The 26,753-nt window shown below is 47.5% G+C and carries 21 protein-coding genes; 11 read left to right on the forward strand and 10 right to left on the reverse strand.

The genetic code is table 11. From position 1 onward, the window contains the following. The first annotated feature begins 20 nt into the window (after positions 1-20). The 7 genes from ACI2NF_RS05225 (at position 21) to ACI2NF_RS05255 (ending at position 11,179) form a co-directional block, all read left to right on the forward strand. Positions 21-2,648, forward strand: coding sequence for an HAD-IC family P-type ATPase (locus ACI2NF_RS05225; RefSeq protein ID WP_400211179.1), 2,628 nt, complete (start codon positions 21-23; stop codon positions 2,646-2,648). Next, positions 2,620-2,802 carry a hypothetical protein gene (locus ACI2NF_RS05230; protein WP_400151661.1) on the forward strand — a complete coding sequence of 61 codons (183 nt, stop codon included), beginning with the start codon at positions 2,620-2,622 and terminating at the stop codon, positions 2,800-2,802. The genes ACI2NF_RS05225 and ACI2NF_RS05230 overlap by 29 nt, the downstream gene beginning before the upstream one ends. A gap of 1 nt (position 2,803) precedes the next feature. Beyond that, positions 2,804-3,955, forward strand: a complete 1,152-nt coding sequence (locus tag ACI2NF_RS05235) for a uroporphyrinogen decarboxylase family protein (RefSeq protein WP_400146655.1) — start codon at positions 2,804-2,806, stop codon at positions 3,953-3,955. A gap of 52 nt (positions 3,956-4,007) precedes the next feature. Continuing rightward, on the forward strand, positions 4,008-5,204 hold the full coding sequence (locus ACI2NF_RS05240) for a metallophosphoesterase family protein (protein ID WP_400146629.1): 1,197 nt from the start codon (positions 4,008-4,010) through the stop codon (positions 5,202-5,204). Further along, positions 5,201-7,570 carry an ATP-binding protein gene (locus tag ACI2NF_RS05245; RefSeq protein ID WP_400211180.1) on the forward strand — a complete coding sequence of 790 codons (2,370 nt, stop codon included), beginning with the start codon at positions 5,201-5,203 and terminating at the stop codon, positions 7,568-7,570. The genes ACI2NF_RS05240 and ACI2NF_RS05245 overlap by 4 nt, the downstream gene beginning before the upstream one ends. A 358-nt stretch (positions 7,571-7,928) precedes the next feature. Next, on the forward strand, positions 7,929-9,662 hold the full coding sequence (gene dnaG / locus ACI2NF_RS05250) for a DNA primase DnaG (protein ID WP_449727732.1): 1,734 nt from the start codon (positions 7,929-7,931) through the stop codon (positions 9,660-9,662). Further along, positions 9,662-11,179 (forward strand): ATP-binding protein, encoded by a 1,518-nt coding sequence (locus ACI2NF_RS05255; RefSeq protein ID WP_400146623.1) that lies wholly within the window; start codon positions 9,662-9,664, stop codon positions 11,177-11,179. Before dnaG ends, ACI2NF_RS05255 begins: the two co-directional genes overlap by 1 nt. Before the next feature lie 24 nt (positions 11,180-11,203). Here ACI2NF_RS05255 and ACI2NF_RS05260 read toward each other — a convergent pair whose 3' ends face one another. The 4 genes from ACI2NF_RS05260 to ACI2NF_RS05275 all read right to left on the reverse strand — a co-directional run bounded on the left by ACI2NF_RS05260 (position 11,204) and on the right by ACI2NF_RS05275 (position 15,473). After that, positions 11,204-11,653: a GNAT family N-acetyltransferase gene (locus tag ACI2NF_RS05260; RefSeq protein ID WP_400146621.1), complete on the reverse strand. Its 450-nt coding sequence runs from the start codon at positions 11,651-11,653 to the stop codon at positions 11,204-11,206. A gap of 1 nt (position 11,654) precedes the next feature. Continuing rightward, positions 11,655-13,583 (reverse strand): phospholipase D-like domain-containing protein, encoded by a 1,929-nt coding sequence (locus tag ACI2NF_RS05265; RefSeq protein ID WP_400211182.1) that lies wholly within the window; start codon positions 13,581-13,583, stop codon positions 11,655-11,657. 80 nt (positions 13,584-13,663) lie between these two features. Then, positions 13,664-14,341: a triose-phosphate isomerase gene (tpiA, locus tag ACI2NF_RS05270; protein ID WP_400151876.1), complete on the reverse strand. Its 678-nt coding sequence runs from the start codon at positions 14,339-14,341 to the stop codon at positions 13,664-13,666. Beyond that, positions 14,334-15,473 carry a fructose-1,6-bisphosphatase gene (locus ACI2NF_RS05275; protein ID WP_177971499.1) on the reverse strand — a complete coding sequence of 380 codons (1,140 nt, stop codon included), beginning with the start codon at positions 15,471-15,473 and terminating at the stop codon, positions 14,334-14,336. The genes tpiA and ACI2NF_RS05275 overlap by 8 nt, the downstream gene beginning before the upstream one ends. Positions 15,474-15,680: 207 nt before the next feature. Here ACI2NF_RS05275 and ACI2NF_RS05280 point away from each other — a divergent pair, with 207 nt between their 5' ends. The 3 genes from ACI2NF_RS05280 to ACI2NF_RS05290 all read left to right on the forward strand — a co-directional run bounded on the left by ACI2NF_RS05280 (position 15,681) and on the right by ACI2NF_RS05290 (position 18,655). Continuing rightward, positions 15,681-16,328 carry an HAD family hydrolase gene (locus tag ACI2NF_RS05280; RefSeq protein ID WP_400146617.1) on the forward strand — a complete coding sequence of 216 codons (648 nt, stop codon included), beginning with the start codon at positions 15,681-15,683 and terminating at the stop codon, positions 16,326-16,328. Between the two features lie 46 nt (positions 16,329-16,374). After that, on the forward strand, positions 16,375-18,228 hold the full coding sequence (locus tag ACI2NF_RS05285; RefSeq protein WP_400146615.1) for a hydantoinase/oxoprolinase N-terminal domain-containing protein: 1,854 nt from the start codon (positions 16,375-16,377) through the stop codon (positions 18,226-18,228). Positions 18,229-18,397: 169 nt separating this feature from the next. Next, the gene (locus ACI2NF_RS05290) at positions 18,398-18,655 is read left to right on the forward strand and encodes a TM2 domain-containing protein (protein ID WP_400146613.1); all 258 of its coding nucleotides are present in this window, start codon (positions 18,398-18,400) and stop codon (positions 18,653-18,655) included. A 15-nt stretch (positions 18,656-18,670) separates the two neighbouring features. Here ACI2NF_RS05290 and ACI2NF_RS05295 read toward each other — a convergent pair whose 3' ends face one another. From ACI2NF_RS05295 to cbiD, 4 genes are read right to left on the reverse strand one after another with little or no spacing between them, the layout of a single operon-like run. Continuing rightward, positions 18,671-20,005 (reverse strand): cobyrinate a,c-diamide synthase, encoded by a 1,335-nt coding sequence (locus ACI2NF_RS05295; RefSeq protein WP_400149612.1) that lies wholly within the window; start codon positions 20,003-20,005, stop codon positions 18,671-18,673. After that, positions 20,002-21,960, reverse strand: coding sequence for a precorrin-6A reductase (gene cobK / locus ACI2NF_RS05300; RefSeq protein WP_400152193.1), 1,959 nt, complete (start codon positions 21,958-21,960; stop codon positions 20,002-20,004). Before cobK ends, ACI2NF_RS05295 begins: the two co-directional genes overlap by 4 nt. Then, entirely contained in the window at positions 21,960-22,982 is a 1,023-nt protein-coding gene (locus ACI2NF_RS05305) for a cobalt-precorrin 5A hydrolase (RefSeq protein WP_400146607.1), read from the reverse strand. Before ACI2NF_RS05305 ends, cobK begins: the two co-directional genes overlap by 1 nt. Further along, on the reverse strand, positions 22,979-24,103 hold the full coding sequence (cbiD, locus tag ACI2NF_RS05310; protein ID WP_400149608.1) for a cobalt-precorrin-5B (C(1))-methyltransferase CbiD: 1,125 nt from the start codon (positions 24,101-24,103) through the stop codon (positions 22,979-22,981). The genes ACI2NF_RS05305 and cbiD overlap by 4 nt, the downstream gene beginning before the upstream one ends. 56 nt (positions 24,104-24,159) lie before the next feature. Between cbiD and cobI the strand changes: the two genes are divergently transcribed. After that, complete coding sequence (gene cobI, locus ACI2NF_RS05315; protein ID WP_400211183.1) at positions 24,160-24,864, forward strand: precorrin-2 C(20)-methyltransferase; 705 nt, start codon at positions 24,160-24,162, stop codon at positions 24,862-24,864. Here cobI and ACI2NF_RS05320 read toward each other — a convergent pair. Next, positions 24,856-25,728, reverse strand: a complete 873-nt coding sequence (locus tag ACI2NF_RS05320) for an ABC transporter ATP-binding protein (RefSeq protein ID WP_400211184.1) — start codon at positions 25,726-25,728, stop codon at positions 24,856-24,858. The two genes, cobI and ACI2NF_RS05320, sit on opposite strands and share 9 nt — an antisense overlap. Next, positions 25,710-26,744 carry a FecCD family ABC transporter permease gene (locus ACI2NF_RS05325; RefSeq protein WP_400147942.1) on the reverse strand — a complete coding sequence of 345 codons (1,035 nt, stop codon included), beginning with the start codon at positions 26,742-26,744 and terminating at the stop codon, positions 25,710-25,712. Before ACI2NF_RS05325 ends, ACI2NF_RS05320 begins: the two co-directional genes overlap by 19 nt. Positions 26,745-26,753: the final 9 nt, after the last annotated feature.

The raw sequence follows: 26,753 nt of genomic DNA on the forward strand, positions 1-26,753 counted from the left end.
TTCGGATGTAATCGCGAACTATGGATCTCACAGGATTGACAACCGAGGAAGTGAACGAGCGTATTTCCAAAGGCGAGGTCAACTCGGTGGAACAGGTTGTCAGTCGTACGTACAAGGATATCATCTTCAAGAATGTCTTCACTGCGTTCAACATAATCCTGTTCGCTCTCGGTGCGATACTCATTTGTTTTCAGGAATACATCAATGCATTGGCGGCCACATTCGTTATCTGTTTGAGCGTGACGGTGGCCACGATACAGGAAGTAAGGGCCAAACGTAGATTGGATAAGATAGCGCTCCTGATGAGACCGAAAGTAGTCGTCATCAGGGATTCGAAAGAATGTGAGATCGATCAGACTGAGGTCGTAAAGGACGATATCATCAAGCTTTCCTCTGGTGATCAGGCTCTTGTCGATGGAACACTGTTGGAGTCGGAATATCTTGAGATGGATGAATCGCTTCTTACCGGTGAATCACACACTGTGAGGAAGAAGGAAGCTGACAGGATATTCTCCGGATCATACTGTGTCACCGGCATCGGATACTACAGAGTGGATGCTTTCGGAGAATCCACATTCGCATCCGAGATGCTCTCGTCAGCGAAACAGTTCAAGAAGAAGAAGACCCCTCTTCAGATGGAGACCACCGCGGTTACCGAATTGTTGGTCTTCGTATCGATAATCTTCATGATTTTGATGATAATCATAAACCTCATCAAACACTTCGATTCATCCGTATTGGTCACGACGATAGTGAACAATGCCGTCATCGTTCTGGACATCGTCCCCGTGGCTCTCTTGTTGTTGATAGTCATCGCATACATGGTATCTGCCGTAAGGATGGCGGATACAGGCGTCCTTCTGCAGAATTCCAACTCGATCGAAGCGCTCAGCCATGTGAATGTCGTCTGCATGGATAAGACGGGTACAATAACCACTAACAGGCTGAACTATCGCGAGGAGATACAGTACGTGGAGGATGCGGACGAGATAGCTAAATTGTTCGCGAATGCCACTGGAAGCAAGAACCGTACTGTCGAGGCACTCATCAAGAAATTCGGGGAGGCGGATGTAAAGCCGTTGGATGAGATCCGTTTCACCTCCGAGAGGAAATACAGTGCGGTGAAGCTCACATACAACGGAAAGCCGATAACGATCTATTCTGGTGCATATTCCGCATTACGCGACAACCTTGACAGACAGGATGTGAAGGATGTCATCGATTCCTATGCAAAGATGGGGTACAGGACATTGCTTTTGACCGTCGGCCCTGATTTCGAGATGTATTCGGGCGATACTCCGTTGATACCCGAATTGAAGGTCGTATCCGTGATAGCTATCGAGGATGAGATACGCAAGGATTGCAGGGAGACTATGGATGTCTTCATGAAGAATGACATGGAGATCAAGGTCATCTCTGGTGACGATCCCGCTACCGTCGATGCGATGTTCACGATAGCCAACATCCCTGGAGAGAGGAAGATAATCTCCGGTGATGAGTTGGATGCCCTTCAGGGCAAGGATAAGGAGAATGCGATCCTCGAATACAACATATTCGGAAGAATGAGGCCTAACCACAAAGAACTCATCGTCGAGACCCTCAAGAAGAATGGAAAATACGTCGCGATGATCGGTGATGGTGTCAACGATGTCAAGTCATTGAAATCGGCACAGGTCGGTGTAGCTCTCGAAAGCGGTGCCGGTGCCGCGAGAGGTGTTGCGGATATGGTCCTCATGAAGGATAGCTTCTCTGCACTTCCGCGTGCACTCGTAGAAGGCAAGAGGACCGTCAGCGGTATGAGGGATATCCTCAAACAATACATATCGAGGAACTTCGTGTTCGCATTCCTCGTTCTGTTCGTTATGATCATGTTGGGCTCCGCATTCCGTACCACTCTGTTCCTGCCTACACAGGCCGCATTCTATGCATTCGTCTCGGTAGCAATCCCATCGTTCTTCATGACGCTCTGGGCAAAACCGACGGATATCAAAGGTGCGATATTGCCTGCTGTTCTCAGTTATGCCGTTCCTGTTGCACTTTCCATAGCTCTTATGGCGGTATGTGTCTACTTGTTCTTCTACACGGGCACACTCAACGGTCTCTTGGGGCACTCGTACATCGATCCCGACACATTGTACAGATTCGGATATCCCCAGTTCGAATCGACAAAAGCGATGCTCGACTATTATGCTGAGAGCGGGATCTCTCTCGACGAGAGGTACGCAGAGGTCGCTGCAAGGAATGCATTATTGCTGTTCGTTGTCCTTGCACAGATCTCACAGTTATTCTTCATCAATCCGATCTGCAAGTTCTTCGCGTTGGACGGGAAGGTCACAGGGAACTTCAGGGTGTTTTTCCTCACCCTCTTCCTCTTTTGTGTCGTCGGTGCCGCATACTATGCAGTGGATACTACTGATTTCGCATGGCAGATCCTTCAGATCACCATGTTCCCATGGCAATATGTCCTTATCATCATAGGTTCATTGGTGGCATGGTTCTTCGTCATGAGATGGATAATGAAACATAACAGTACGAATTTCATAACAAGGCTGACAGAGAAATGGTATGAGAAAGCTCTCTACAAAGTATCTGTGAAATCTGATGAGGAGGATAATCAGGATGTACACACTGTCCATAGACACATCTGAGATCAAGACATGCCTTTCCATTGAAGAGGCGATACTCGAGATGGGGCTGAATCCCGATTCATTCATCTTCTTGATCGATGGCAATCCAGTGCCTATGGATTCAATACCCGTGGATTGCAAGGTAAGAGCGATAAGGGTGGCATCTGGTGGATAATATGGACACGTTCGACCCTATTGATGATCTGTGGTTACAGAAGGCCAAGAAGAGATACGCTTCTGCTGTGATAGGAGCCCCTGGTGCTGATAGGATACCTGTCGATCCGATGATGCTTTCCCATTCCACTGTATTCTATGGGCATACGATCAGGGAATTCTATGAGAATCCTAAATTGGCAGCGGTCTGTTTGGCGCATGCGCAACAGCATTATGATTTGTTGCCCGTCACGAAATACTATTTCGCACACCCTTGGCTCCCTGAATTGGGTATAAATCTGAAATATATGAATCTCACAGCCCCCGTTCCTACGAATATCGTAGTGAACGATCCCGAGGATGCGGAGAGGATGGAGATCCCTGGCACAGAGCAGATCCGTTCAGGATACACATTCAACAGATTGACGATGGCCATGGATTACATCAAGGAGACCATGCCCAACATGTTCGTGCCATTGGCCTATGTCCCTGAGCCTGTTGGTGCCGGTGCGGAACTCTGCGGATTGGAGCAATTCTTCATGTGGTGTCAAACGGAGATGGATCTTGCAAAGAAACTCGTTGATATCTATGTAGAGACGGCAACGATGGGGGCGGAAGCGATAGCAAAAAGATACGGCATGGCCTTGCTGAACACATCCGCTGTGCTCGAGAACAGCGATTCCATGTCTCCGGAGATGATTAAAGATATATCGCCTCCAGCACTGAATAAGTTGGTCAGGAACTGTCTTTCCAAAGGTGCTGGTCCGCAGATATTCTATCACTTCTGTGGGAACCATAAGGATGATTATATGCTGTATCCAGGGAAGATCGTCTTCACTCCACTCACCATAATGCAGATCGGATATTGGGATCGTGTGGAATTCCCTGCGGAGATCATGAAGGATACTTTCGGTAACCTCTGTGCGATAATGCCATCGGTGGATACCAAACTGTTCGTCATAGAGAATAATCAGAATGAGATCTATGAGCACGCCAGATCACAGATAGAGGGCGGGATCGACACCAAATGTGGGATGATATTGGGTACCACATGTGAAGTTCCCCCTTACTCCTATGAATATAACATCAAATCCCTTGTCAAAGCGGCTGACGATTTCGGCAGATATGATATCCAGAAGAAGGAAACTCCGATTCAGTTGGTGGCTCACAACTAAGCGTATAGGCGGAGCGATAATCGTTTAAACATAGGCCTTGATATAGAGAGACATGGGAGATTCATTCAGATTCATTCATTGTTCTGACCTGCATCTAGGGTGCAGATTCTCAGGGATCTCCGATGCGGATGAGGATCTTGGGAGAAGATTACGTGAATCAGTGTTCACTGCACTCGATAACATTGTATCATTCGCAAAGAAGGAGAAAGTTGATTTCGTAATATTCTCTGGAGACATATTCGACAGTACCAATGAGACGCCGTTGACGAGGAGCAGATTCGCCGACGCTATAGCATCCATGAAAGTACCGTGTTACATCATCTACGGCAACCATGATACCAAGAGGAGATGGGAGAACTCCATACCGTTGCCGAAGAATGCTTTCGTATTCCCTGAGCAGATAACGCACATGTATTTCGAGAAGGACGGGAGAAGGGTCACTGAGCTCATAGGCATGAGCTTCCCGTCAATGAAGCCTAATTCGAATTATGTGAAATCAGTGAAGAAGGAGAGCGACCTTTTTGCCATAGGCGTGTTCCATTGCAATGTCGATGGAGCCAAGGATGACAATTACTCGCCCTGCAAACTGTCCGACATGAAGGATAAGGATGTCAACTATTGGGCGTTGGGCCACATACACAAGGCATCCATACTCAATAGGATGCCTTATGTCGTCTATTCCGGTAACACTCAAGGGATGGACCCCAAGGAGAGCGGTGAGAAGGGAGCATATCTTGTGACGGTGAATGATGGCGCCGTCGTTGACATATCCCCATTCAAGACATCTGCGATCGATTGGGTGGATGTCAATATCGATATCACAGGGAAAACAGATTTCAAGACTGCGATCGATGAATTGTCGAAGATCAAGAAGAATTGCATAGCATCCATCACATTCTCCGGTCGCGGACCATTGGATGCGATACTGCGTACTGGCGGAACGGAATCCATCAAGGAGATGATTGAGAATTCCATCGATTGCAAGATATCGTCCGTGATCGTAAGGACGGTACCGGATATCGATCTCAAGACAAGAGAGGAGATCAATGATTTCACATCCGCGGTCATCAGTTACGGTAACAGGATCTCAGGTTTCGGAAGAAAGGAATTGATCGATATGATCTGTTCCACGACCGTCTCCCAATCAAGAAAGAGCATGTTCGAATCCTTATCAGATGATGAATTGAAGGATATCGTCGATGACGCGATGTATCTCGTAATAGAGAAGATGATGGGGGCCGAACAATGAGGATAGACAGGATCAACGTCAGATCGTTCGGTAACATCATGCGTTGGAACTCCGGCGATCTGAAGGACAACATGACCGTCATCTATGGTCATAATGAAAGTGGAAAATCCACGATAACCGAATTCATAAGATCAACGCTCTTCCCCATAAGCGGGAAGAAGAGACTGTATCCAACGCCTTCGAAGAACGATTCTGGCATCATAGAGGTTACGATGGACAATGGCGATCGTAGAACGCTGATCAGAGAACAGAAGAAGGTGAAGGAGGAGAACGGAAAGAGAACGATCTCCGAAGAATTCTCTAACATGGATTCCGCCACATATCGTGCACTCTATGGCCTCGATCTCGAGGAATTGACTAATAATAAGGTCATATCGACCAATGATTTCAAGAGCAAGTTCCTAACCATACCTGGCGGAGAGAATGTACCTGCGGTATCGAAGGATATCGACAACAGACTCGAGGAACTTATGACGCCCGAGAAGATGTCGGATACAAGACTGATCGGCGCGTGCATGAAGGAGATCGATAGCATCAATGCTGAGATCGAGGAGATCGAATCCAAGATGGACCAGTATGATGCATTATATGCCGAGAGAGAGGATCTTAAAAGAAAAGTCCTCGATAAGAAGAAATTGATCGACCTCTCGAACGATGAGAAGGCGCGCAAGAGATTGAACAGATCACAATCAGGCAATCTTGAGCATCTTCGTGAATTAGAGGATGAATGCAAAGGATTGTCCGAATACGATTCATTCAATCCAGATGATAAAGCGAGATTCGAACACATCTCCGAGGAGATCGATCGTATCAAGAGCGAGATCCCGTCCGATAAGGAGATCAAGGATGTCAATAACGTCCTATATAAACGTACCGAGATCGAGAATGTATGTTCTCAATCGAATGATTACATCAAGAACAAGGCATCGATCTCCAAAGTGGAGTCCGATATCAGCAAGATAGATGGTGAGATAACGGAACTCGAGAAGAAGGTCGGATGGACATCCGAACAGGCTTCCAAGGTCAGGAACGGACAATACATCATCAGTAAGGCTGAGCGTGTGTTGCAGAAACGCAACGGCCGTAACTTCGGAAAGAGGGAATATGGTCTCCTTCTGTTGGGGATAGTGGGCATAGTCGTTGCAGTGCTTGGCGCGTTGTTATTGGAAGATATGATCGTGACGATAGCTGGTGCCGTATTAGCACTCCTGGGGATCGCATTACCATTCATCGTAGTGTCCAAAAAGAAGAAGGATCCTCTCAATTGGGATCAGTGGATCGTCAATGAAGGATATCCTTCGGGAATAGAACCTGAGAGGGCAATCGTCCTTGCCGAGAATCTCCGTGTACTTTGCGATCTCAATAGCAAGAGGGATGCAGCCAAGGCAGAAAGACAGAGCCTCATCGCCGAGACATCATTGTTCGAGAGGGCGTTGGCCCCCTTGGCGATGGCGTATGAATTGAAAGGTAGCACTGAAGAGAACATAGAGAGCCTCAGGACCATGCTCAACGATGCCATCGTTATAAAGGAGAAGAATGAGCAGATCACCAAATTGAAGGACAAGATGAAGGCTGATTCCGAAGAGAGGTCAAGACTCCTTAGGAGATGGGGTTCATCCGAGAGGTTCAAAGAGGCATACCTGAAGAAGCTCAGACTCATCGATCTGAGGAAGGAGATGGAGACACTCAAACAGAGCATTGAGGCCACTACCAAGTTATCGATCAGCGAGCTCAAAGCATTCCTTGCCGATGATATACCTGATGCTGACGATCTGAAGGATGATTCAGATCAATACAGTCAGAGGATCGGAGAGATAACGCACATGATGGATGAGATCATGAATGACGATGCGTACAATCAGCTCCTCACCAAAAGGATGAATGCGGAGGAGAGATTGAAGGGATTGGTCCGTGAATGGGCCACATACAGTATTGCACAGACCATCATACGTGATTCCTGCGATCGCTTCTACTCCGATCTGCAACCAACGGTCGTCATCAGGGCCAATAGATATCTTTCACTCATGACCGAGGGAAGATACCAACTGGACAACGATCCGAGGGACAACGACATAGTCGTCAAAGATAGCGTCATGAGGAAGAACTCATCCCAATGGAGTTCCGGTCTCGGGGATCAGATCTATCTGTCGATAAAGATGGCATTGGCGGAGGAGATCACGGCAGAGAAGATGCCAATGATCATGGACGATATCCTGGTCCGTTTCGATGATGAGAGGAAACAAGGGGCCTGTAAGGCGATCTATGAATTCTCGAGGGAGAATCAGGTCATAATGTTCACTTGTGATAACTCCGTCTTCAACTATTTTAGATTGGAAGGGAACTTCAACGAGATAACACTCGGATGAGTGGAGGGGGCGTAAACCCCCTCAAAAACCCCATTGTGCGTTAATGTTTAATATATAGGCATACATTCTCGTCGCAGAGGAAACGAAGTTCTCCTCGTATCACTGATCACTATCACGATTACGGCAATCTCGCGAGATGAGGTAGCCATGTCATAATTCGATCGCGGGGATGCGGTCGTAAATCAATAGGGAATGTGTCCCGAGAAGGGATCTATCACAGCAATCCGCTAAGGACGTAGGAGCCTGATCAAGGCGGAGCAAGAAGCAGTGGCTGCGAGAGTCTAGAATTTGTTTTCTCGTATAACCTCACAAGGAGAGGAGTCATACGAATATAGATCCAACTGCAACTAAATATCTGATAAAAGCAAAACTGATGGCGGATGGTATTGTAGACAAGCCTGATGTCGTCGGAGCAATCTTCGGTCAGACCGAAGGTCTTCTCGGTGATGAACTGGACCTTCGCGACCTTCAGAAATCCGGAAGGATTGGAAGGATCGAAGTTGATGTCCAGTCTAAGAGCGGTAAATCCGAAGGTATCGTGCTTGTATCATCATCTCTCGATCAAGTGGAGACCGCGATCCTCGCTTCCGCATTGGAAACGATCGACCGCGTAGGTCCCTGCAAGGCTGGGATGAGGGTCCTGGGCATCGAGGACGTACGTGTATCCAAGAGGGAACAGGTCGTCGAGAGGGCTAAGGAACTTCTGAACGATCTCATAAAACAGAGCAAAGGAAAATCATCCGATCTCACAGAGAGCATAAGGCAGAGCATTCAGGTCGAGGAGATCACAACATATGGTAAGGATCACTGTCCTGCTGGACCGGCAGTGAAGGATTCCGAGGCCATCATCATCGTCGAGGGTAGATCCGATGTTCTCAACCTCCTCAGGGCTGGTGTGAAGAACGCGATAGCTGTAGAAGGAACGAACATACCCGAGACCGTACAGGAATTGTCAAGGGAAAGAGTGGCTACAGCATTTGTCGATGGCGACAGAGGAGGGGAATTGATCCTCAGGGAACTCTTCCAGGTCGCAGAGGTCGATTTCGTCGCAAGGGCACCCCGTGCACACGAGGTGGAGGAGCTCAGTCCGAAACAGCTCACGAAGTGTCTGAGAAACAAGGTCCCGTACGACCAATACATGGAGATGAACAAGCTCAATGCGCCTGATGACGACGATGAACCTAGACAGAGGCATGTCAGAGAGGATGACCATCGCAGGGACAACAACAGGGACGAACGCCGCAGAGATAACGGTAGAGACAACGGCAGAGACGACCGTCGCAGGGACAACAACAGGGACGAGGATCGTCACAACAGGGATTTCAAGGAGCGCGAACTCAGGGAGAAGAGGAAGGATCGTTTCAACACGGATGCCGCTGACAGATTCAAGAAGAAAGAGGAATCGCAGCCTGTCCACGAGGGGAACGAGATCGTCGAGACCACTATCGTTGTAGAGAAGGAGCCTGAGGTCGTCGAGGAACCCGTTGTAGAGGAACCTGAAGTCATCGAAGAGAAACCCAAGAGGACAAGAAAGACGAAGGTCGTCGAAGAGGAGCCTGAGGTCGAAGAACCTGTCGTCGAGGAGAAACCCAAGAGGACAAGGAAGACCAAGAAGTCCGAGGAAGGCTCTGCAGAGGATGTGGAGGAAAAGCCCAAGAGGACAAGAAAGACGAAGGTCGTCGAAGAGGAGCCTGTGGTCGAAGAACCTGTCATCGAAGAACCCGAGGTCGTTGAGGAGAAACCCAAGACGATCCGCTCCAAGAAGAGGGATGCTGCAAGGCAGACGAAAACGCTCTCGCCCGAACAGCAGACATACCGCGATATGCTTCTTGACATGGCATCCACACACAATGCTAAGATCCTCAATTCCAACAATGAGATCATCCGTGAGATCGCTGTGAAGAGTCTCGTGGATTCATTGAAATCAGATTCCAGCAGTGTATGCACCATCGTGTTCGACGGTGTGATATCACAGAGGATCCTCGATGTATCATCAGCTAATGGGATCCAGACCATCGTTGGTACCAGGAAAGGTAACATAACGAAGATGCCTGCAGGAATAACAATCTGGACAAAGGAAGATCTCTACTGATGACAGAGAAAAAACTTGTAACGACATGGGCGGATGTAGAAGGAATGTCCTCTACGGAGGACATCCTCATCCCCTCAAACCCATTGGATCGCGTACTTGGTCAGGAAGAAGCGATAGCTCTTGCGAAGATCGCTGCCAAACAGCGCAGACACCTTCTGCTCGTTGGCCCGCCAGGCACAGGTAAATCGATGATAGCTAGGGCTATCTCCATGCAATTACCTAAGGTGAAGACAGAGATTAGGGTCGCAGACAACCCCGAGAATCCTGAAAGGCCTTTCCTCGAAGTACTCACAGAGGAAGAGGTCAACAGGGAGAACACAGCACTCTCCGGAGCATCCGGTAAGCTTTTGGATCCCGATAAGGCACCAAGGCATGTGGCCGAGAAACTCGGTTACGTCTGCAAGAGCTGCGGACAGATGTCACTTCCTAACGAGGTGAACTGTCCCCATTGCGGAAAGACGAAGATCGACATGGGCGGTATGCAGAACAACCCATTCGGTGACCTTCTCGGCGGCATGTTCCAAGCAATGCCTGTTTCCATAGGTAAGGAGAGAGTGAACACGACACGTACTCTCGCCGATGGTACGGAAGAGACTGTTGTCTTCGAACGTGCAGGCGATAAGATCCGCATGCTCGATCAGAAGGCACTCGAGAAGAGAAGGCAGGTGGATAAGAACTCCAAGCAGAAGGTTCTCGTCAAATTGGACAGGGAACCATTCGTTCTTGCCACAGGCGCTTCAGAGACCGAATTGTTGGGCGATGTCAGGCACGACCCTTATGGAGGTCACCAAGGCCTTGGGACGCCCGCGTATGAGAGAGTGATTCCTGGTTCAATTCATGAGGCACATGAAGGTGTCCTCTTCGTGGATGAGATTTCGCATTTGGGAGAATTGCAGAGATTCATCCTCACCGCTATGCAGGACAAGGAGTTCCCTATTACGGGTAGGAATCCTCAGAGTGCTGGTGCGAGTGTCAAGGTCGACCACGTACCTTGCGATTTCATCCTTGTTGCCGCATGTAACATACAGGACCTCGAGAACATCCTATCTCCGTTGAGATCAAGGATCATCGGTGGAGGATATGAGGTGCTTGTGGATGTCGCGATGGCTGACAACGATGCTAACAGAGCGAAATATGCTCAATTCGTAGCTCAGGAGATCACTATGGACGGTCACATACCACATGCGACGATCGGTGCGGTCGAAGCAGTCGTCAACGAGGGTAGAAGCCGTGCTAAGAAGGATAAGCAGCTCAATTCGCTCACACTCAGGCTTAGAGAGTTGGGTGGTCTGATAAGGGCCGCAGGGGATCTTGCGGTCATGGAGGATGCGCCTCTCATCACTGAGGATCATATCAAAAGAGCGCTCAAGCGTGCAAGGCCTGCAGAGGACCAGATCAGGGAGATCTACGGATCATACACCAAAGGTCTTTCCAAGGATCTCTCGGAATCTCAGAAGCAGAAATCCTCCAACTATTACATGGAGAATGAACACCTCGGAGATACGATGTTCAACTGAATGTGGGGAGACCCGCATTCTACTTTAGAAATTCAATTGGACAGGACCATCCATACGTATTCCGTTCCCGCCGTCCTGGTAGAAATTAGGGATCAGTCCTGTCTCTTTGAATCCATTCTTTCTATAGAATCTCTTAGCACCCTCATTGTTCTCCCTGACCTCCAGTGTGATATTACGAACACCGGACATCAGAGAGACAAGTCTGAATCTGTTCAGAATTTCCTGTCCGATGCCTTTGTTCCTATGTTCTGGAGAGACGGCGAACAACATGATGCGTGCAGTCCCTGGTTCAGCCTTAGAAGAGAACAGAAAGGCCACAGGTGCATCGAATATATCGCATGCGACCAGCTGTCCCTGAGGCCACATGCTGTAGAACTGGAAGAACACCTCGCGACGGTAGTATTCATCGAGGGATGAAATCATGATAGAATAGAGCCTATCTACGTCATCGGGTCTGAACTCCCTGATCATCATCTTATTTGCACTTCCATCTGTGAAGCAGGCTAACCGTTGCAGTCGCTATGCATATGATAATGATTGGGATGTATTTCAATGGTATTGGGAACATATCTATATCGGTGTCACTGATGTCCAACGTCCTTTTCCAAAGATATGTCTCATCGCCATCGGTCACTCTCAAAGTGATGTCGTATGTGCTGTCTGAAAGATCAATAGATATCTTCCTCCCAGTCCTTTCGATCACTCCATCTCCATCGATATCCCATTCGAACAGTGAGCCGTTAGGTGCATAGGATCCTGATGCATCGATGACTATCGTCCTTCCGTTCTTCAGTTCACCGATGACATCCACTGTTATCACAATATCATCAGCCGATTCCGTTCCCCAATCATCGATGAAATATTTCGCAAAGAAATCGGATACTTCCTTCGATTCTATGATAACAGCGACCTCTCTATTGTCATGTATCGATGTGTTCGACCAATTTATGGAACCGATCCAGACTCCATCATCGGATATGATCCCTTTGTTATGCAACATCCTGTCCATCGCGGATGTTCTCACAGCGATAGTATCACTACCCTTCAAGCGATCGCGTATACCAAAACCATCCTTCTCATCTGAATCGAATTCAGAATCGAATGTCGTATCGATCAATAATCTGCAGTCAGCTTTCGATCCGATCATCCATGATAATGGGTTGTTGTCTTCATCCAACCAGTCATATTCAACTTCCAATTGTTCAACGAACAACCTCTCATTCGCTGATGTAATGAATCCTTTCATTGCACTGAAGCTGAAATCAGGAGACAATATAGGTGTCGCCCTCCCATGATATGATGGAAATAATTCATTCGACGGAATGTATCCTTCGAAAGTGCCTCTTCTTTCCTTAGGGAAGAGTTCCTTGAATGATCTGATGTCCAGATTACCATTGAAATCAGATTCAAAGACCGATCTCATGTAATGCGCATATTCATTTGAAGATATCACGGCGCCCCATCCTCTGTTGTTATTGAACGATGATTCCGCCCAATTCTCCGATGTGATTATTGTAATATCTTCATCAATCACTGCATATTTCGAATGAAGGAAATTGTATCTTTTGTAACCATCATCAGAGATGATGAATCTTACATCGGCACCATGGTAAACGAGTGTTGACATCGCTATCCTTTCCGACAGAGGTATGCCTCCCGCAGGTGACCCTTCCAACAATATCCTTACGATGACACCATCGGACAGCGCGTGTAATAAGGATGAGATGACACCCGGTTCACTCAAAAGGTATGTTGATATGTCGATCCTTGACGTAGTACCATACACAACATCCTTCACAGGAATCCCTTTCGAATCAGGGAACACGAATGGTGTTATCTCGCATTCGTATCCTCCCGTCATAGAGAAATCGCTGCGCCCTGGTGTGAATATCTCCCAATCCTTCGATGTATCGGTATCTATAATCGATGTTCTCTTCGCATAGCATTTCTTCGGTATCTTTTGAAATGCGTCACCATCCCAACCGTTCCTGTTGCTTTCATCCCCATAAACGAATGTATCAATCAATTGTTCTCCTTTGTAGAGATATACATCATCCCCAGTATCTCTCAGTAGAAATCCTTTGCATACGACGCCTTTGTCCCCGTATTGGATGTAATTATCGATCATCATCCACGGTTCTGGAGCCGATTTCAATAAGAATATCGTGGATCTTCCACTCAATATGATTGATTTCGTGAAAGTTATCGTGCCTTCACCGTCAGAAAGGCGATATTCTTTGAGATTCACGTCGCCATTGCCATAATTGGTTATCCCTACGCCTTCGGATTGACTCGTTGGGATCACTACCGATAATCGAACATAATCTGATTCGCATCCATCAACGACATCCAATGGTATGGATATGACAAGGAACAGGACCAATAGGAATGGGAACATCCTCATAAAAGGATGATTCCTCAGAAGGTATTATTCAATGGATGTTAATTGTAATCAGTTAATCCCCTTTCGGGGAGATAACCGATTCAAATGTGTTTGATGAGATCGTAGAGCGTTGCCTTAGGATCCTTCGATTTAACGACTCCTGAAGCCAACAGAACGCCTGATGATCCCAATTCGATGGCCTTGGCGACATCCTCTCCGGTCTTTACACCAGCTCCGCAGAGGACAGAGATCTTCTTATTCACGGATTTCACTGAGTTGACAGTATCTTCGATGATAAGCGGGTTCGCTGTAGTCACAGATATATCTCCGCCGATCAGTTCCGGAGGTTCGATCGCAATGAAATCCGGGTGATATGCTGAAACCGATACCGCCTTCTTGACAGATTCGGCACAGACCATCGTTATGAGGTCATCGGCCTTTGCGAGTTCTACCGATTCGCTGATCACATTGTTCTCGAATCTGTGTTCCGAATGATTGATCAGCGTACCGATCGCACCAGTGGATTTGATCATCGATGCAGTGATCCATCCAGTGGATGAACCTGGGGCATGCGGGTCAGCATTCTGCGAGAATACAGGTATGTCCACAGCCCTGGCGACCGTTCCAAGCTCCACCATAGGCGGACAGACAGCGATGGTCACTCCTGAATCCTTCGATACAGACTCGCATATCTTTGCGAGCTTGAGCGAACCTTCGCCGTCCACCTCTCTGTATGCCTTGAAGTTGACGACTATTGCAGGCGTCTTGAGATCAGTCAAGGTTCTCCATCCTCTTTGTGAGTTCCTTGAGGACTTCCGGCCTTGAGGTGTATTCCATCTCTTCGGGGCCGAGTACTGCAGGCATGAACGGGCCGTGTGTCCTCATGAATTTGGATGCTTTGACAGCATTGTTGCGGACATAATCCCACTCTGCTCCCTTGAAGTAATCGACAGGAACGTGCACACCAGGTGCTGATCCCATGGGTTCAAGACCCTGGAGGTGACCATCTACGAGCTGGAATCCGAGACAGCATACTCTTGGAGGTCCATCGAAGTATGTGGGTGTGGAGTCCTCGGGTGAACAGGGGTAGAATGCACCGTAGTGTGATCCCCTCATCCATCCTGCGACGAGCATCGTGTTCATGAAGGGCTGGAGGTACTCACCGACAGACGGCATACCGCTCTGGGCCCTTACGACACAGACAGGGTCGTCCTTTCCGACGTATTTGCCTGCTGTGAGGTTGAGTTTATCTGTGGATACGACAGCCGCGGTTCCGAGACCTGCACGGCTGAAGACCCTCTTGATAGCATATCTTGACGTGTCACCGAGGAGTGAAAGGATGCTGAGTGTCTCCTCAGGTGCGGACATGATGACCTTCTTGTGGTCCATGACATCATGGATCTCGACATCGAATCCCTTCTTTGCCCTGGCATCGATGACGAGGCCGGTTGTAGTGAAGGGGTCGAGGAATATCTTCGAAAGAGGCAATGAGTATGCTGACGGTTCTGTCTTGTCAGCCATGAAGAACATGATAGGTTCTGATTTCCTCTCCTCAAACTCCATCTCAGCGGATCCAGGTCCGGCGCCTTTGATGTTGCCTGAGAACGAATCTGCGAGAAGGTCCTGTCCTGCTCCATAGAGGTGCATCTTCCTTGCGAGCTGTGCGGCCTCATAGAACGCATCCCAAGCAAGCTTGTGGACGTCCTTGTTGTTCTCGCCCTTGTAGTGTGTCATGAAGAGGTTGATATCATCGCCGACGCGTGTGACGTAGTAGTCTTCCAGGATGCCTTGCATGACTCCCTCTTTGAGCATCTCATCGCATTTTGCCATCATGTCGGGATGTGGTCTTGTGTGTCCGCAAACTGAACCGACATCAGCTTTGATAACTGAAACCGTAACTTTCTGTGCCATATGGTCACCTATTTATTACCCCCTGATTTGCGCGCAATATAATAGTCTTTTCGAAATGGGGTGCGTAAAATCCATGGAGTAAGGGATGAAGGGACGTCATATCGTCAATTCAACCGTAAAATGAAGGATCGGATGATACCTATCATCCTCGGACAATTTACATATCATCGGACCATCCTCCAATCGATTCAGGGGAAGTGGGAGAACATGATACGTGCAGTCATCTTCGATATGGATGGTACGCTCCTAGACACAGAGAAACTCAACGTAAGGTTCTGGATGGAGGCTGGACGGAAAAACGGTTTCGACATAACCGAAGAGGATGTCCTTCACATAAGAAGTCTGGATGCCAGGATATCGGAGAAGTATTTCATCGATAGATTCGGAGAGACATTCGATTTCCATTCGATAAGGGAAGATAGGAGGCAACTGATGAGGGAGCATGTGGTATCCGAAGGATTGGAATTGAAACCCTTCGTCAAAGAGACCCTCGCTTTCCTGAAGAACAGGGGAGTAAAGACCGCTGTCGCCACAGCCACAGGGGAATCCAGGATGAGGCAATATCTTGACATGGTGGGGATAAGTGACCTTCTCGATGAGAAGATATGCACGAACATGGTGAAGGATGGGAAACCTGCACCGGATGTGTATCTCTACGCATGCGAAGCCATAGGTAAGGATCCCTCTGATTGCATTGCGGTGGAGGATGCCCCCAATGGTGTATTATCTGCTTCACGTGCAGGATGCAATGTAGTTTTCGTTCCTGATCTCACTCCATTGGGTGATGATCTGAAGGATGTGGTGTTTGGAGAGATATCCGATCTCAGCGGACTGCAACGGTTCTTCGATGAATGAATTCCATCCACATCGATAAAATACCATTCAGCATATTGTATCCTCGATGAGATTAGGGCTTGGTATCGATACAGGCGGCACCTATACGGATTCCGTGATATTGGATCTTGATACGAAGGAGATTATCTCCCGTTCCAAAGCGCTTACGACGCACGATGATCTTCTGAAAGGGATAGTCGATTCGATCGATGGACTGAGATCTCATGAGAATATACAGTTAGTTTCTCTCTCCACGACCTTGGCCACGAATTCCGTCGTCGAAGGTAAAGGCTGTCGTGTAGGATTATTGATGATCGGAAAGAGGATCGTCCCCGATCTCGATGTATCTTCCATCGGTTTCGTCGACGGTGAATTCGATATGAGAGGCAACATCGTCACAGAATTGGATGAGATGTCCGCGACGAATCTTCTGAATGATATGAAGGGCAAGGTGGATTCCATCGCGATCTGCGGATATCTTAGCGTAAGGTATCCTGAACATGAGAATCGTTTGAAAGGTTTGGCATCTGAGATATTGGATGTACCTGTCGTATGCGCTCATGATCTGACATCGAAACTCGGTTTCAAGGAAAGGCTGAACACAGCAGTGATGAACGCAAGTCTCATCCCAGAGATAATTGGGTTGATCTCTTCCGTGAAGGATGCTTTGGTGGAGTTCGATATCGATGCCCCGTTGATGATCGTCAAAGGTGACGGTTCTGTCATGAGTTCCGACGTTGCGATGGAGAGGCCTATCGATACGATAATGTCCGGTCCCGCATCGAGTCTGACAGGTGCGATGAACGTCCCCGGTGTGACGGACGCGATGGTCATCGATATCGGTGGGACGACGACCGACATCGGGATGATACAGAACGGTTTCGTTCACACGTTGGATGAAGGGGCATCGATATGCGGACATAGGACCAGAGTACATGCGGCGGACATATGCACGTATGGTCTTGGAGGGGATACGGGCATGGAATTGGTCGATAAGAGGATAGTATTCTCTGGCAGACGCTCCATCCCATATTGTGTCGCGTCCAGCAGATGGCCATCCATCCATGATCGCATAATGGAGAGAAGGATGGTTTCAATCGATGATTGCATATTCTTCATTCATTCCAATGGTAAAGGACCTTTATCTCTCAATGAACTGAAGGGCGAGATGGGTTTATCCGATGCGTCATTGGGTGCGATGGAATCATCAGGTTCGCTCATCCGTATCTCATTGACGCCTACGGATATCTTAGCTGCAGAAGGCAGATATGACAGGTACGATAGCACAGCATCCACAGTCATGGTGGAGCTGATAGCTTCATTCAATTCGATGACTGCTGATGAATTGATACATTTGGCTAAAGGCTCCGTGAAGGGAAGATTGCTCCAATGCATCTATGATTACACCTATCATTCCGACGATGAACCGATGGAGGTGTTCGGGCGTGTCGGACAGGCAGAGAGATACAAGAAAGCGGATATCACTACCATCATCGGCGTAGGTGCCCCATCAGGGTCATGGTTACCTGATGTCGTAGATGCGATAGGATATGATCTCATAATCCCTGATGATTTCGATGTCAGGAATGCTGTGGGTGCAATATGCAGCAGGGTTACGGAATACGTCGAGATAATCATACGTGCAGCACCCAATGACTTCTCACCGGACCCGCAGTGTAGGGTGTACGCATCCGACGATAGCTTCTATTTCAACGGGAAGGATGAGGCCATAGAATTCGCCAAGAGTGAAGGCATCAGGATCGCTACTCAGAAGGCCAAAGCCTCAGGTGCCAATGAGATTGAGATTATGATGAAGATAGAAGAGCACAATATCGATGACAAATTCCATGGGGAGTGTCTGTTCCGTGGTGCAGATATCATCGTAAAGGCGTTCGGTGACCCCTCATTCGGTAGTAAATGATGATCGATCCTGTTACCAATCACTGACTGCAATGGGTAACGTTTATGATGTTTGCACAATGTTATAGGTAATATCTCTAAGAGGTGATTATCTGTATTGTCAAAATTGCGGAAAGGATGTTGGTGAATCCAACTTTTGTCCTAATTGCGGGAAGGAAACGTCAAAGCCGATGGTCGTTCATCAGAATACATGCAACGATTGCGTCAAAGTGAATAAGATCGCATATGCGCTGTTGGCGATACTGTTAGGCGGGATAGGGATCCACAGATTCTATGCAAGGAGATTCGTTTCCGGTATCCTATACATCCTCTTCTGCTGGACGGCGATACCTGCTATATTGGGTATCGTTGAAGGTATCGTAGCCTTGACAGAGGAAGATGACGGGAATGGATTCCTTATCGTCAACCCTGACAAGTATTTCGTTTGAGCTATGATTGCGGACTCAGTGACCTTCCTTGAAATTCGATGCTTTCTTTAGGAAAGAATGTACGAATTCGGGGTTCGAATAGTAGTACATGTGAGGGAACCCTACTATCATGTTGCCATCGTCATGGATGCATCTGTAGCTGTTCCCTTTCACATTGGTCGCAGTCCAATCCTCTCCATTGTTATCGCTATCCCAGTGGTGGAACTCATGTGCTTTGATGGTGCCTTCCAAATTCGGTGAATTCAATCTCACATAACCGAATCTTACCAGCCCTTCGGTCTTCCATGTGCTACCTTTGATCACTCCGCACATGTCGTACATAATGCCATCAGCACCCTCCATCCTCTCGTGCAGATACATGAATCCTCCGCATTCGGCCAAGCATGGCATCCCTCTGGAGAGATTGTTCTTTATCGATGCGATCATCGTATGATTCTCGCTCAACTCCTTAGCATGCATCTCGGGGTATCCGCCATACAGGATCAAAGCATCCGCATCAGGCATCGCCTTATCGTGTATGGGCGAGAATCTTACGATCTTGACACCCAATGACTCGAGCAGTTCTATGTTGTCGTGATACATGAAGCAGAATGCCTCGTCATCAGCGACCGCGACCTTCACATCATATCTTAGATCCGATGTCGGAGGTTCCTTGGATACGATGTCCTTCGCAGTCCCTGCTAATTCGATTATGGCGTCAATATCCAATGTCCTTTCGAATCTGTTGGCGACCTCGTTCAACATCGCCTTGATGTCGGAAATCTCGTCGGGCATCACAAGACCCAGATGTCTGCTTTCTAACTTGATGTCCTTCATCTTCGGGATGTAACCGATCGGTGTGATGCCCATGTCTATGACGTGATGTCTTATGGAATCAAATACCCTCTCGGACATCCTGTTGAAGATGACACCTTTGATATTGTTCCTCTCCAGATCCGCGAATCCCTTCAACACTGCGAGGGCGGAATATGATGAACCTGAGGAATCAACGATCAATATCACAGGCGCATCCAATTTCAATGAGATATCACATGAGCTATCCTTACTGGAATCGAGGGATGAACCGTCATAGAATCCCATTACGCCTTCGATGACGGCGATGTCCGTCCTATCGGCACTCCTTGAGAACAAATATTTGAGTTGTTCATCATCCGAGAAGAAAGGATCGACATTCGTGGAATCCGCGCCGATGACCTTTTTATGGAACATCGGGTCTATGTAATCCGGACCACATTTGAATGATGATACCTTCAAACCTCTGTTGACAAGCGCCTGCAGTATGCCACATGATATGGTGGTCTTACCGCTTCCGCTGGATTGTGCAGCGATCATTATGCGTGGAGTCGTCATCCCCTCACCACATTGATGTATACAGGATTCTGAGAATCCATCAGATGGTATCTTCCTATCTTCCTAGTGCGATCCACGGAAAGGCATATGGTCTCTTCCTCTATAAGATTGAATGATTTGATCACATCCAATATTTCGGATATGGTCTCCAATGTGACCGCGTTCATCACGATACGTACGTGAGGGTTCTTCTTCAATATGCACGAGATGATGTCCTTGAGATTGCCTGATGATCCTCCGATGAACACATGAGTGGGTGCAGGCAGGTCATTCAATGCCTCTGGGGCCAATCCTTCGACTGGGATGAGGTTTGGGACCTTGAATCTCTTGCGATTCTCCTTGATCAGTTCTATAGAATCATGATCCCTCTCTATCGCATATACCGTACCGTCCACCGCTCTCAATGCCAATTCTATGGATACGGAGCCTGTGCCTGCACCTACGTCATATACTATAGAATCTGCATCACAGTTCAATTTCAGTACGGATAACGCTCTCACTTCACTCTTGGACATCGGTGCATCACCACGTATGAATTGATCATCAGGTATGCAGGCTGTCCTTTGGATCAGATCCTTGTTCTCGAACAGTACGACGATGAGTTTGCCGAATTCCATTCCTTTGAGTTCTGAAGGCTTTCCTTTGATGAACCTCTCAGCATCTGTTCTGAAATCACTGCCTACGGTGACATCGACATCATTCAGTTCATAGTAACACATCTCTGAGAGGATGTCATTCAATTCACCGGATGATGAGAGCAGTGAGAATACCTTCGGATATCTGCATATGTGATTGATGGTGTTCATCCTTCTTCCGTGGGAACTGATAAGATGGGCATCATCCCATGACTTCCCTATCTTGGAGAAGAAGTACACCATGGAGGATATGCCGCAAACGACGTCTATGTCATATCTTTCAGTATCTATCACTTCAAGAAGTCCCTTCGCACCGCTATAGAATCCCACATCGCCTGATAACAATACGGCGATCCTTTTGTGATCCTTGTGTGATTCGATGTAGTCGATAACATCCTTGGGAAGGTATCCCTCATATGTTGCTTTATCATGTACGTGAGACGATTCGATCATGCGTTTAGCGCCTATGATCAAGTCCGCTTCCGATATCGCATCCTTGGCCTCGATCGTCATCGTATCTCCGCCTAGACCTATGCCGATGAGCGTGATCTTTCTTTTTTGAGTATCCTTTTTGATATTGAAACGGGCAGATAGCTCATCCACGACATCATCATATGACATCCCGTCATCATTCGGACGACCTATCACGATGAGTTTGACATCCATCTTCTTTGCAGCTTCGTACTTGGAATCGAATCCGCCGACATCGCCGGATTCCTTCGTTACCATGTATGAAGCATCGATCTGTTTCAACAAGGCCATATTCATTTCCATCGAGAACGGCCCTTGTGCACAGATGATGTTCTTGTTGGGATATCCTAGTTTGATACATCTGTCTAATGAATCCATCGTTGGAAGGACCCTTACGAATACCCTTTCTTTGAAATCCTTGATCCTAGTGTAGACATCAGCTTCCTTCGAACCGGTCGTAACGAGGATGTTACCTTCGACATCGTTCAATATCTTCGGTACATCATCTATAGAAGGGACGGTGATGACATCATCGTATTCGGACTCGTTCCTCTTGACCCTTATCAACTCGGTATCGGTCATCGAACATGCCTCGCGGATGTGCTCCGTTATCCTTGATGCATATGGGTGGGTCGCATCTATGACGAGATCGTACCCTTCAGTCTTTATCGTTCTCGCTATGCCTTCTACACCACCACAACTGCCTACATCGACATTCACGTCATTGCATACGAGTGCACCGTATTCCGTAGCCACTCTAGCAGTCACATCCAATTCTTTACACGAGGAAAGCCATTCCGTAAGTCTTCTGCCTTCGGTAGTGCCTGAGAATATCAATATCTTACACATCACATCAGCCTCAAGACAACAGGTTCCTTCGCAAGGGCGATGGTCATACCATCGGATGCATATTTGCGCATGATGAGTTCGCCACCTCCGCATACCGCAGAGCGTTCGCATACGCAATCGACATCTGTGATCCTCTTAACGAATTCGGATGAGCTGAAGGTACCATCGATCGAATTCAATTCCACATCATTGTAGAAAGATAGATCGGCACCGTACCTCTCCGATAGTTCGATGATAGCATCCTCATCCTTCTTTATGTCTATGCTTGCCACCCTCTTTATGCGGTGTTCCGAGATGTTCTCTCTTCTGAGTACATCCTTAACGAACGATTCCATCACCTTGGGGTTGGTGTCCCTCTTACATCCGACGCCTATTATGATATCTTTGGGGATCAATACCAAGGTCTCATCGAACGGTCTATCATCAATGGATTCCGTTACCTTTATGCCGAACTCCCCGCCATCCGATGGTGTCAATTCCGATGGAATGTCCCCTTCGATCGGAAAATCACTGCTGAATCCGACGAAGCGTCCATCGATCAATCTGGCGGATACATCTTTGGCTTTGGACATACTTGTGATGAAAAGATGGTTCTTCTTCGCGAAGACATCGACAGCGAATCTGTTGTGGATGTCTGTTGATGTCGTTATTATCGCGGTCGAACCTAATTCTGAGGATATTCTCTTCGCAAGTTCGTTAGCACCGCCGATGTGGCCTGAAAGGATAGGGATGACATATCTTCCAAGATCGTCTATCGCTATCACTGCCGGATCGACGCATTTGTTCTTCACGAAATGGGAGATGTGTCTCACTACGATCCCGATCGCACCTACGGAGATCAAGGCATCATAATTTTTAAAGACCTGTTCCGTCCAAAGGGTAACGTTCATCCCGACATCCTCGATGCCATGTGTATCAGAAGAGGTCTTGCAGCAGACGTCGATATCATCGCCGAAGATCTCCTTCAATCTAAGCAGGACCTTACAACCGTCCGATGAATATGCTATGGCGGCTATCTTCATCTTCTCACCTCTTCCAGCAATATGTTGGCGTTATCCGTTTCACCGAGGAATCCGTATTTCGAAGAGAATACTATCGCGGCCGTACGTATAGTACCATTGGTACGTTTGGACATCCTTTGGGAGATCTTCTCTGTCAGGATCCTCATGACAGGTTCCAATATGTTCTCTTCTTTGATGTATTTGAGTGCATCATCCGTTGTCGTGCATTCCATGATCCTCTTTGCCAATTCCAAGGATCCTCCAGCCATTATGCAATTGGATGCTAGGATTTCCATCCTGCAATCCGCTACGTGGGAATGGGTGTTCATTATGCCGCCGGCCAATTTCACTAATTTCCCTATGTTCCCTATGAGCAGGACATCTAAATCTAATTCTGTAGCATTGTCCAATGCCTCTCCGATGAAATTACTGCATCTGACGACGTTATCTCCATCGACTCCCGGTAATGAGATGGCGAAATTCTCTCCATAGTTACCAGGGACCATCACAATTATCTTCTTCCCTTCGGCCTTTTTGACGTTCATCTCCACCCTGGTTGTGGATATTATCGCTTCATTGCTCATCGGATTGACGATGCCTGTCGTACCAAGTATGGAGATCCCTCCCACGATCCCAAGGTTAGGGTTGAATGTCTGTTCCGCAACAGCCTCACCCATCGGTGCTGTGATGATTACATTCGCACCTCCATGGTAATCGAACTTCTCGAATATCGTCTTCAGCGAGTATTCTATCATCTTTCTAGGGACAGAATTGATGGCTGCATTACCTACGGGTTGATCGAGGCCTTCTTTCGTTACACGGCCCACTCCGATACCGCCGTCGATATTGATCTCGGATGGAGTGAACGTGATCTCGGTGATGATCTCCATGCCATCTGTCGCATCGATATCATCTCCACCATCCTTGATCACTGAATACGTGGCCTTGTCACGATATGATGATAATTTCTTCACATCGATCCTCAACGTATCGCCGGTCGGCAATGTTATAGCGACATTGTCCTGTACATTGCCTGTCAGGAGCTCAATGGCTCCTGCCACGGCACCGGCCGTGGCGCAGGATCCCGTCGTATATCCGCACCTCATTTTTTTGACGCGTCCGTCGTGGCCATCACAGTTCATTTGATCAATTTTTGGATATATAATCCAATATATAGTATATCTGTGATACCTGTTCTATGAGAGGAAAGCTTTTCGGAGTCAGTATCGGCCCAGGTAATCCAGAACTCATGACCTTGAAAGCCAAGAATGTTCTGGAGACCGTCGATGTCATTTGTTATCCTGTGAAGGAAAAAGGTGAGGTCGGAGTCGCTAAGGAAGTGATCGATAAACAGATCGATACGAGCGACAAGGATGTCAGAGAGGTGGTGTTCTCCATGAAACCTGTTGATTCTGCGATGAAGGATTCGCAGGATATCGCCGCAGATATGATTTCGGAAATACTGGATGAGGGGAAGGATGTCGCTTTAGTGACGATCGGTGATGCTTGTGTATACAGTACGTACATGTACGTCCACAAGACGCTGATGAAGAGAGGATATGACGTGGAGGTCGTATCAGGGATCAGTTCCTTCGTCTATGGTGCGGCTTTGGCGAATGTTCCCCTCATGATGGGTGACGAATCACTATGTATCGTACCTATGGCAAAATCTAACGTCTGGAGATTGAAAAAGGCATTGGATGAGAATGACAATGTGATAATCATGAAGGCTCATGGTCACATCGAGACCATAATCAAGTTACTTTGTGAACATAACATACCATTCGATAATGCCATCATGATGTGCAATCTTGGACTCATCGATGAATATGTCGGCCCACTGGATGTGAGAAAGGATACGACGTATTTCACAACAGTATTGGTGAAAAGGGATTCAGATTGATGCATCTCCTGCATCTATCGAACTCTTTTCCATACTATCCTTCTTACTGATGTCCTGCATCAGTTTTTGAAGATCTCCGCACATCTCAGAATCATAAGCTAGTACGAACTTTCCGCGCGGAGTGTCAATGATGTCGGCATCTACGTTGTAGACATCCTTGATCATCCTGTTCGTGATGACATCCTCAGTCTTTCCAAAGGAGTATACCTTCCCATCCTTCAGTACAGCCACCTTGTCTGAATATCTCAATGCAAGGTTGAGATCGTGCAATGCGACAATCATGCAAGTGTTCTTCCGTCTGATGGTGGACTGCATGAATTTCAATGTATCCAATTGGTTACGGAGGTCCAAAGCGGATGTCGGTTCATCGAAAACGTAGACCATCGGATCCTGCGTCAAAGCACGTGCCAATGTGACCCTCTGCTTCTGTCCACCGGATAGTTCTGATACCTGTCTGTCGAAGAAATGACTTACCTTCATCATTTGCATAGATTCCACGGCGATACGGATGTCGTTGCGTGTATAGCTCCATTTCACATACGGCAGACGGCCGATAAGGACGGCATCATATACTGTTGAATGTCCTATGAATTCTGAATTCTGAGGCACATATCCTACGATCTTGGCGAATTCATTCCTGTCGATCTCATTGATAGGGGCGCCATCGATGAGGATCCTGCCGGATTGTGGTTTTTTGATACCGCAGATCGTCTTTATTAAAGTGGATTTTCCTGAACCGTTGGGTCCGAGTATCGTCAGGACCTCTCCTGATTGAGCACTCAACGATATGTCATGGAGGATCGTCTTACTGCCATATCCCTGATCAACAGATTCTATGTCCAACCTCATATTCTCTGACTCCATTTCTTGTTTGCGATCATCCATACGAAGAACACACCGCCGACTATGTACAGCACGATTCCCACTGGAAGTTCACCAGGCCTTATGATCATCCTGCAGAACAGATCCGATATCAAAAGGATGACTACTCCCATGAGTCCGGATGCTGGTAAGAGGTACCTTGAATCATTACCTATGATCATCCTGCATATGTGCGGGGCCATCAATCCGATGAATCCGATGACTCCTGTGAATGAAAGACAAGATGCGGTTACGAGTGTACAGACTATCAGCCCGTTACGTCTCAATGCAATCACATCCACGCCGAGACTTGTAGCTACATCATCACCAGCGGACATCGCATTAATCTTGAGCGCCATGTTCATAAGATATATTCCACAGATGATCACGATAGGAGTGAGGATTATTATCGAGCTCCATGATGAACCAGAGAAGTTCCCCATGATCCATAGCGTAATCTCTCTGAGTTGATCGTCATCGGAGAAATATTTCGTTGCCATGATCCCTGCTTGGAACAGGTAACTGATGACAACTCCGGCGAGGATAACAGTAGATCTCGATACTTCTTTCCCTTTTGTCAATCCAAGGATTAATGCCATGCTTAGCATCGCCATGACGAATGCAAAGAGGACTGCACTGAGATCATCGAAATAGAATGTTATGTCCCCAACTGTTGCATTGGTTCCTGCCAATGCTCCGAACAGGAAAGAACCGAACAATATTGAAAGCGCAGCACCGAATGATGCGGCTGTCGAAACACCCAACGTGAACGGACTGACCAACGGATTCCTCAGAAGTCCCTGCATGACCATACCAGCCATTCCGAGGCTGAATCCTGTTAACAGGATCATGAACATCCTCGGCATTCTGCCCTTGTAGATGAAATCCGCATAGTATGTTTCTGATGGTTGTTGGACAAAATCAGGGAATATTGGATGTAAGAACACTCTGACGAGATCTACAAAAGGTATATCGACCGAACCAAGACACATGCCTAGCATCATCAGCGATACGCTCATGAACAGTAG

Origin of the sequence: Candidatus Methanarcanum hacksteinii, from assembly GCF_964305265.1 — an archaeon.
Classification (GTDB): Archaea; Thermoplasmatota; Thermoplasmata; order Methanomassiliicoccales; family Methanomethylophilaceae; genus Methanarcanum; species Methanarcanum hacksteinii.